General features: G+C 34.5%; 7 protein-coding genes. 3 read left to right on the top strand and 4 right to left on the bottom strand.

The window, feature by feature from the left end:
• On the bottom strand, positions 1-611 hold a 611-nt coding region (vgrG, locus tag QJV33_RS11780; protein ID WP_281463602.1), incomplete at its 3' end, for a type VI secretion system tip protein VgrG.
• A 361-nt stretch (positions 612-972) separates the two neighbouring features.
• Here vgrG and QJV33_RS11775 point away from each other — a divergent pair.
• The 3 genes from QJV33_RS11775 to trfA all read left to right on the top strand — a co-directional run bounded on the left by QJV33_RS11775 (position 973) and on the right by trfA (position 4,080).
• Entirely contained in the window at positions 973-1,500 is a 528-nt protein-coding gene (locus tag QJV33_RS11775) for a hypothetical protein (protein ID WP_281463600.1), read from the top strand.
• A gap of 718 nt (positions 1,501-2,218) precedes the next feature.
• Positions 2,219-2,611 carry a hypothetical protein gene (locus QJV33_RS11770; RefSeq protein WP_281463599.1) on the top strand — a complete coding sequence of 131 codons (393 nt, stop codon included), beginning with the start codon at positions 2,219-2,221 and terminating at the stop codon, positions 2,609-2,611.
• Positions 2,612-3,180: 569 nt separating this feature from the next.
• Positions 3,181-4,080 carry a replication initiator protein A gene (gene trfA / locus QJV33_RS11765; protein ID WP_281463598.1) on the top strand — a complete coding sequence of 300 codons (900 nt, stop codon included), beginning with the start codon at positions 3,181-3,183 and terminating at the stop codon, positions 4,078-4,080.
• 189 nt (positions 4,081-4,269) lie between these two features.
• Here trfA and QJV33_RS11760 read toward each other — a convergent pair whose 3' ends face one another.
• The 3 genes from QJV33_RS11760 to QJV33_RS11750 all read right to left on the bottom strand — a co-directional run.
• The gene (locus tag QJV33_RS11760; RefSeq protein ID WP_281463597.1) at positions 4,270-4,962 is read right to left on the bottom strand and encodes a hypothetical protein; all 693 of its coding nucleotides are present in this window, start codon (positions 4,960-4,962) and stop codon (positions 4,270-4,272) included.
• 3 nt (positions 4,963-4,965) lie between these two features.
• Positions 4,966-7,305, bottom strand: a complete 2,340-nt coding sequence (locus tag QJV33_RS11755; protein WP_281463596.1) for a M23 family metallopeptidase — start codon at positions 7,303-7,305, stop codon at positions 4,966-4,968.
• 14 nt (positions 7,306-7,319) lie between these two features.
• A partial coding sequence (locus QJV33_RS11750; protein WP_281463595.1) for a DUF2345 domain-containing protein occupies positions 7,320-9,078 on the bottom strand: 1,759 nt, incomplete at its 5' end.

Raw genomic sequence — 9,078 nt, 5'->3', positions numbered from 1 at the left:
ACATCTAGCTCAAGTCTGGTATCCATATCAAAGCGATACCAAATCCCATCCCATGCAAGCTTTCTGGCAATAAAATTATAATCGGTTTCTTTATATTGCATATCTTGTTCATGAGATGGATAAGTATGAACAAGATCAATATGGAAATCCTGACCTTCAAACCCATGACGGGTTCGTAAAATCTTTTCAACGATTTGAGGAATGGATTGGTTTTGAAAGATGGAGGTATATTGGGTTTTACGCAGTAAAGCTAACCGAGGTTCTAGCGTTACCCCATAGGAAGTTTGATCTTTAGAACTACTAATCTTGGAAAACGCTGTAATCACACCATAAACACGTCTTTGGGGTTCTAAATCAGACGGATCTTGAAAGAAGAACTTTGCAGAACAATTTAACACATCTTGAGGGGTGATATTGAGATCAACAGAGGTAAATCTGATCTGATAAGAAAAAGGTTCACTTAACCTTTCTGTGCCATGAAAACTCTGAATATCAATAGAAGAACTACAACCAGAAATAGAGAGGTGATACCGATTATGCCCAGAACCAGAAACCCCTAATCCTTTGCCAGTGAGAAGGGCTTTCGTTGCATCATCTACAACATCAAACATTCCCATATCAGCACCTCATTATTCGTTAAAAAAAAGATATTATTTTTATATCAAAAAAATATGCTGTTTCCCTAACCAGAGCAAGTCACTTTTTAAAAATCTGGCAGAAAAATCTAATACAGAGTTTTATAAACTCAAACAGGATGAATTCATGCGATTAAACGGGGTGCAAGGAGTATATGATTTTTTCTTCTACATATACCATTGCACCCCAATGGATGATTATCTCGAATGTAAATAAGATATCCATACCTAAATTATAATTTTTTTGCATGTAATTAAAATTATTATCTTAAGTCTCTCTTGACCCTCATCAATCACCATGCAAAAACTAAAATAATCTTCAATCATGAGGTCAATTATGCCTATTGTTTCTATTTCTGAGGCTGCTCGTTTAACAGGAAAAAGTCGTCAAACGTTACATCGTCACATTGTTACAGGTAGATTATCAAAATGTAACAGCGATAAAAATGAAATAGGTATTGATACATCAGAGCTTTTAAGAGTTTATGGAAGCATAAAAGATTACAACGTTACAGATGTAATAAATAAACAAAAGTTACATGATATTACAGATAACGTTACACATAATGTAACAGATAAAATTCAAACAAAAAATAGAGTAGAAGAACTTGAAAAAGAATTAGCCATTTTAAAAGTCAAAGTAGACGAACAAGAAAAAAGAATAGAAGCCAAACAAGAGACGATAGATAGTCTTAAAACGGCGTTGAAGCTTTTAGAGCATCGCCAAGAGAAAAAAGAGGCCATTTATTCCAAAGAAGTGCAAATCACGCCAGAGCCTCCAGAAAATGGCTCTACCAACCCAATAGAAACCACGGAACCTTCTAAGACAGGTTTTTGGGTAGGGTTTAAGAAACTCTTTCAATAGCTGCACTTATCCACAAAAATGTGGGTAAAGCTGTTTTTAAGTATTGTATGAAGCTTAATTTTTCATAGTTTTTATAGAAATTTAATAGATTATTTTTCTTTATTTTAATGTCATACAAACATATGACAATTTTTATTGAGAAATAAGGATTGCAGAGCGATTTGTTATACAAATGTATAACAAATAAACTATTTGGAAAATATAGAACATAATAAAATCAATAGGTTAATGCAATTTTAGCTTGCGTATGGTGTATGTCCTTAAATTAGCCCCAGATATAAGGGAATATGGAGGCGTTTTTTAGGAGATTGCGTTTATTCTTGTGAGTAAAACGAACGCCTCATTTTATTCAATAAACCATAAAAAAACAGCTCATTGTAGAATAACATTCTTATTGTATTTTTTAAAATCTGCACGCATTAGGGTGCAATGGTATATGTAGACAAGAAATAATAAGCTCTTAGCAATGACTATAATATTACCAAACCCTTAACTATAGTGCGACCTTAATATGACCATAGCGTGACTAATCTCTAATTATATCGTAACTTTAGTATAATTACAGCATAACTAAGTATGACCTAGATATGACTTAGATTAATCTAAAAAATTAATAAAAACTCATATCACTTCATAATTATATATTTTTAATAAAAATATTTCCCAGTCGCATCACCTCACTTTACGTTTTTTGAATTAACAAAAATTGGAGATGAGAATGACTGATAAACTGTCTGATTTTTCTATACAAGACGATGATATAGAAATGGTAAAAACCAATCCGCAACGTTCACCGATATATAATTGGTTAATGAAGCATTATGAAATTTTTAATAATCGACGCAATTACTGGAAAACTATTGCGGTAAAGTTTGAAGAACTTGGGATTAAAAATATTCATAATGAACCTTATTCTACATCGCAAATCAAAAATATTTGGTTACGGGTTAAAAAAGCTAAAAATAAAGAAGATGCTTTAAGAACGGTAGAAGTAGGAGGAAAAACTCGATCATATTCTTCTTCTAATGCATCTTTAATACAATCATCAAACGCTTTTATTTCATCTAGTATTTCTGATGCACGAAAAGAAGATGAATATTTTATTTCCTGAGCAATAATTTAAATTACCATTATGCACGTAAATGCTATTTTAAAGCGTTTACAGTGCATTTTAAGTTAGTTTATATCATCTTATATATAAAAACTATTTAGATGCACTGTAGAACGATTAAAGAGTATTTAAAGTATTATTTATATGAAAAATCGAACCTTATATTAAAATTGTATAATGACAGATTTTTGTGTTTAAGAATGAAATAGTTAAATTCCCTATTTGTATTTTTGTAAGTTATCCACAAGGGTAAAAAAGAATTCACAGAGGTTTTTTCTTATTATAAATTTATTAATATATTATTAAGGATCATTATCCACAAGATAAACAATTGAAAATAAACAATAAATTATCCACAGAAGTTCGTAAAGTCACGTAATAAGGTTCGTAAAGTCACGTAATAAGGTTCGTAAAGTCACGTAATAAGGTTCGTAAAGTCACGATAATAATTATTGCTTTTCTCTCTATAATTACACTATGGTATTAACCAGAATAAAAAAGGGCGGTTGCTGATAACAACCGCCCTTTAACAACCATTATATTTCTAACATTTCACGGAAAGCAAAATAATGATTTACGCTAAGAATACCATTCAATATAAATGCGAAGCAACACAAAAAAAACAAAAAAAGAAACATCTTTCCCCAAAGAAACATAAAGAAACAGATTTCTTTATTGCAGATATTTTTAATAATATTACGTTCCAAGATGATATAGCCAGTATGGAACACCCTTTATTTGCTTTAAAAGCTGGAGATACTAAAACTAGAAAATATGAACATAATAATTTTAGTATCACCATAGCCCCTCATCAAAACTACGGAATGGCTACGATCCATGACAAAGATATTTGGATCTATTGCATCTCAAAACTCATGCAAGCCATCTATGAAGAAAAAGAAATTAGCCGAACCATTCACTTTACGATTTATGATTATCTTATAACGACAAATCGAGGCGTTGATGGTCGTTATTATGAAAAAGCAAAAGATGCTCTTGATAGATTATCTTCAACCTATATTACAACTAATATTGAAACAGATAAAATACGAGAAGCAAGAGGCTTTGGTTTGATCGATGCTTGGCGTATTGTTGAAGAAAAAGACGGACGTATGGTCAGAGTATCCGTAACCCTCCCAGACTGGCTCTATCGTTCTGTAACGTCTAATCAAGTCTTAACGATTAGTCCAGACTATTTCAGACTTAGAAAACCGCTAGATCGTCGTATCTATGAGTTAGCTCGCAAACATTGCGGAAGCCAAAAAGAATGGAAAATAGGTTTGGAGTTACTATTAAAAAAGACTGGTAGTAGTCAAAAGTTAAAAGTCTTTAGATGGTCAATCAAATCTCTAGTAACAACAAATGAATTACCAGATTATAATGTCGCCTATGATCTTGAGAATGATATTGTAATTTTTACACAGAAACACAAGCTCGTTGATATAAACTCTAAAACCGTATTCTTTTAAGTCTAAGATATTTATCTGTTGAACTCTATTCTTAAATAAATCAACTTAAATAAATACGGATTTCAATGATTTTTGTATTTATGCAAATGTATTTTTTAGAGTGTAATTAAATAAATATCTGCAAACTCTACAATAAAGGAGTTTACAGATAAAAATATACTAATTCATTAAATGAGGTATTTTAGAAAACTATTTATCTTCTTCAAACTTAAGCGTTTCAAGAATTTGAATTAAGTAAGGAGTATAATCTGCCTTATTAATATCGATATCTCCATTCTTTTTTAAGGGAACAAATTGAACATAACCATGCCCACAAATACTTTTTGTTTTACTATTATTATATAGACAAAAATCTGCTGTTTTAGTGCCATCACTCATTTTTGGATTATCGCTACTAACATTAGAAACTAATGTATATAACCATCCAGAACTATTTTTTCCTTTTATTGGATAAAAATGAAAAGCTTTAACAATAAGACCGTTGTCATTCTGAGCAGTAATAGCTGTTGTTTCTTTTTGTACATCAAGTGGCATATACCATTGATTATTTTCTAAGTTATATTTTACATATTGATTACTTATTTCAATATCTTTACTATAACAATGAAAATTAAAATAAGTAATTGTGTTAAGTTCAGTATATATAAACTTGTGATTACTAGAATTGTGTTTATATATATTAATAAAATTCTTACTAATACGCCCCCATTGAGGGGTTTCCATTGTAATTATGCCACAATCATTAACATTTTTTTTCTTTGTAGGATTACTATAATCAATTGTGTATGTTTTAGTATCTTCTTTTTTTTGAGTAGTTTCTTGAGCTGATGCTATCGAAAAAATTAGGCTAATAGACAAAACTATAAAATATCGCATTTTCATAGATTAACGTTCCTCTTTAATACCTCGTTGTTTACGGTCCTCTGGAAACTCTAATAATTTCCCTTGTGCATCAGAAAATTTCATTTCTGTCAAAATAGCCAATCCAAAACTATAAGCACAACAACGATCTGGAAAACCATTAATAGATTTTGGATTATATATTGGCGTTCCAACATCACCCCTATTTACTATACAGGCCGCTCCCCAGAATGCTTCACTACGATAATAAATATGGGTTCCTGCACTCTTATCTACACCTTTACGAACATAGCTAACACATGGTTGTGCTACTCGTTCTAATGTATGTGATTTCTCATCTACGTATTGATTGGCATTCTTTAATGCCCAATATACCCCCCCAGAATCAGCAGCTTTTAATTCCGCTGGATCTTTTAAAGGAGATAATAAATCGTCATAATTTTTAGAAGCTCCTATAAATGTCGCATATATTTTATAGTTATCCTCCCAAGTTAATTGCAACAAACCTCTACCATAATATGGAGCATAGCGTGTATTCTCACCATTGCCCTCTGCTAAAGAAGAAAACCATGTAGTTTCTTGAATAGAGTTTCCTAAGAAAGAAGCTATTCTTAACGGGGTTATAATACAATATTTACGTAATGTTTTATTTAGATTGACATAAATATCATTTAAAAAATCATTATGACGATTACTTTCCCAATAATATTTTTTACCACTTTGTCGAATAACCTGTTTTGGAATAATTTGCCTGATTTCATACTTGCTCAACCAGCTACATTTTCTAAAATGCTTAATGAACTCGATAGGTGGAAAATGCCAATGGTTTTTATCGATGGGGATACCTGCTTCATCCCAGAAAGCTAAGGATTGAACATGTGCTTTAAAATTAGCGAATTTTTGATCATCATTGGCAAAATGATCTTTTTTTACCCAAACATAACGTTCATCAAATTTATCCATACTCCATTCTGTGGGAAATTTATAAAATATCCTTTTTAATTTTTTCTGAACAACATCACTAGCTAAAGCATTTTCTTTCAATAAATAATCAGCTTTTTTATCATTTGCTATAACCTTACCATAAGCACCATATTTGGACATTGCTCTTTTATCATATTGTTCCTTAGCAGATACAATAGAACCAATAATTTTTGAATCACAACGACCATCCCCATCAGTATCATCATTGACTACCCCCCAACCTTTCCAATACGGGAAATCTGCATCACTGTATTTCTTGATATAGGATTTATTTAAATCAACCCAATATTTCCCTTTAGGTGTTTGAATTTCTCTAAAATGCGTAACGGTTGCAGGCTCTGCAAGATCTTCATCCCCAATAACACGACCAAATCGTAATATCTCGAAGCCAGCTGTAGGTTTATAAGGATAAAGCGCTAAAGAGGCCTTATATAAATTATATTCATGCACCGTGTCTGTATAAGAACTATCCCCTTTTGTAATAACAGGATCACCGGCTAAAGGTTTTCCGTCCGCATCGTAGCTTATGAATTTACATTTCCCTTTATCAAAGGCCATCTCAACATATATATTCTGGCCAACCGTTATATCTGTCCCGTTATCTTGTTTTTTGGGGAGGTAAACCGCCTTGTTTATTTTTATAGTTTTATTTATTATTTTTTTTGTTTTTTTATTTACAACATGAACTACTTTATCTTCTTCAACGATACTTTGTTCATAAATGGATACCCCTTGAGGAATGTAAAAATACATACTGCCAAAACAAGCATCTGTTCTACCGTCTTGCGCTCTAAAAGCTTTTTCACATCCATATTGATTAGTATAATAGCTTGGTGCATTAAAGGCTAAATCCCCAAGAAACTTCTTCGTATTTTCTTCATCAGCAATAATTTCAAAATGAATTTGTCCATCCACTCCATAAATCTGACCAGCCTGACCAATTTTAGCTTTGCGATGGATATCAGAACCTTGAGTAACCGTTTTCTCTATTGATTTTAGATGCATATAAATGGAATAAAAAGTAACCGCTAATTCTTCTCCAATCTCTGTATCATGTTGAATAACCACACATCCATTATCACACCAATCCTCTTGCCCTTGATGGTTTTGAGGATGTGGAACTGTTCCAGCTTTATTATCTAGCTCTGGAGTAGGTTGGCGAACATATAAAACCTTACCATCCGCAATCGCTCGAACAGGGACTTTTGTTTTATTATTGCCCTCAGGTGCTACTAAATGCACTCCTCCATGCCATTGAAAATAATCACTTACAGGAAACTTGCCATCTCCTGTTAATTGCATAAAGGATTCCACAAAATCATCACTAGATTGACTTTGACTAACATCACCATCAGGTAAAAAAGGAGGACTTATAATCATTTCTTAACAGTCTTTTACTTAGAAAATTTAAATGAAGGTTTTGATATAGGCTGAGGCATAAGAGGGGGGTCAATCGGCATTGACCCTGGGTTTTGTTTAATCACTACGGCTGTTTTATGGATGATATGATCTGGGGCATTCATAATCACTTGATCTGGTGTCAGTTTGATAAAACACTTCGCTCCACAAATAAGATTGATCTCTTTTGGAGAAAAGGTCTGTATCTTGCCATCATGTGAGGTCAGCGTAATATCCATTTTAGCATCAAGATTCATCTGACTACTTTGCGCCTGTAACTCAACCTTGCCATATCCTGCGACGGCTCTGAGGTCTTTGTTGTGGGCAAAGAGGGATATTTCTTCACTCGCTGCCATGGTGACGTTGTTTTTAGCATTGAGGCTTACATCTTTCCCAGCTGTGGTGATGACGTTCCGCCCTGCATTATGCTGGATCGTGGATGGCGTGGTCTGGGCAATGCCTGCGGGGGCTGAGATCAGGACGCTAGCTTGTTGCAGCATGGTGATGGCACTTTCGATCAGTGTCATCAGGTTTGAAGTATCTAACCCTGTCGCTTTAGAGGCATCGGCTGCCTCTCTGAGCTGCTTGGCTTGGTTGAGTGCTGCACTGAGCTGTCCTGTGGCTTCGATCATATCTAGAGAGGTTGAGGAGGCCTTTTGTCGTCCATCGGCACTGATAAAGATGCCATTATTGGCTCTAATCGCTCCCCATTTATCGGTTCTGAGTTCAAAGCCTTCCCCACGCTTTTGTCTAGAGCTATCGACAAGATGTCCCATATTGAGCTGGGTCTTACCGCCATATTCCGTAGAGAGCTTGATATGTTCCTTACCCCGTTCATCCTCCATTCTAAGCTTATTGTTGGATGGCGTTCTTAGAACATTGCGTTTATAGTTCTGAATGGTGACATGATCGCCATTGGCTGAATCATGCAGGGCATAGGCAATATAGGGTCTGTCAGGATCGCCATCTTCAAACGCAATGGCAACCTCTGTCCCGTCTAAAAGTGGCCAGTGAAAGCCATAGGTTCCCCCACTATAAGGCTTAGCCAATCGCACCCACAGGCTTTCTTTACCCTTATCCCATGTATCTAAGTCAAAATCAAAATAGACCTTATAGCGTCCCATCTCATCAATATGGCTATACGTATCAAACTTCTCCGTGCTGCTTACTCTGGCTGGGATGGTGCCTGCAATATGCGGTCTTTCAAGGAGTTTAGGTCTAAAGCCTATTTGATCGCTATAAGGAATGGCTTCAAAGCTCATTTCATATTTGCCATTTCTTGAGCCTTTATTGGTCGTAGAGACAATTAAAAAGCCATATTTCAAGGCTGGATCTTCTGATCCCCCTTCAAGATCAAGAACTTTTCCAGGATAAAGTGAGGGATCATTGGTCTTCCCTGTAATGCGCACTTGATTGTTTTTATAACGCTCATTATGAAGCCTTGCATGAAAAGACCCCGTTTCGATTTCGGGGTCTATGTCTGCACCTCTTTCTAAATACCGATCCCCATAATGATAGGGTACCCCATAAGTCGTCTGATCGGGCTGCCAGCTATCGGTCTGACTATTTTGAGTGGCATTGGCCGTTCTGTAATTATAATCCTTAACCTTCGCCCCTGCCTGCACCAAATTATGATGCACTTTAATCCCCCAGACAGAGAGAATAGCATTATCATTCATGCCAGAACCCGCAGGATTACGAATAGGAAGGCTATTGCCAAAGACATATTTGCTTTGATCATCAGAGAAGACCACA

Origin of the sequence: Commensalibacter nepenthis (assembly GCF_029953305.1) — a bacterium.
Classification (GTDB): domain Bacteria; phylum Pseudomonadota; class Alphaproteobacteria; order Acetobacterales; family Acetobacteraceae; genus Commensalibacter; species Commensalibacter nepenthis.
Note: the sequence above shows the minus strand (reverse complement) of the source record. Positions and strands in the feature narration are given on the sequence as shown.

Excerpts from the sequence above, each read along its gene's own strand:
- QJV33_RS11775 (WP_281463600.1), top strand. The coding sequence starts at position 973 with ATGCCTATTGTTTCTATTTCTGAGGCTGCTCGTTTAACAGGAAAAAGT.
- QJV33_RS11770 (WP_281463599.1), top strand. The coding sequence starts at position 2,219 with ATGACTGATAAACTGTCTGATTTTTCTATACAAGACGATGATATAGAA.
- trfA (WP_281463598.1), top strand. The coding sequence starts at position 3,181 with ATGATTTACGCTAAGAATACCATTCAATATAAATGCGAAGCAACACAA.
- QJV33_RS11760 (WP_281463597.1), bottom strand. The coding sequence starts at position 4,962 with ATGAAAATGCGATATTTTATAGTTTTGTCTATTAGCCTAATTTTTTCG.
- QJV33_RS11755 (WP_281463596.1), bottom strand. The coding sequence starts at position 7,305 with ATGATTATAAGTCCTCCTTTTTTACCTGATGGTGATGTTAGTCAAAGT.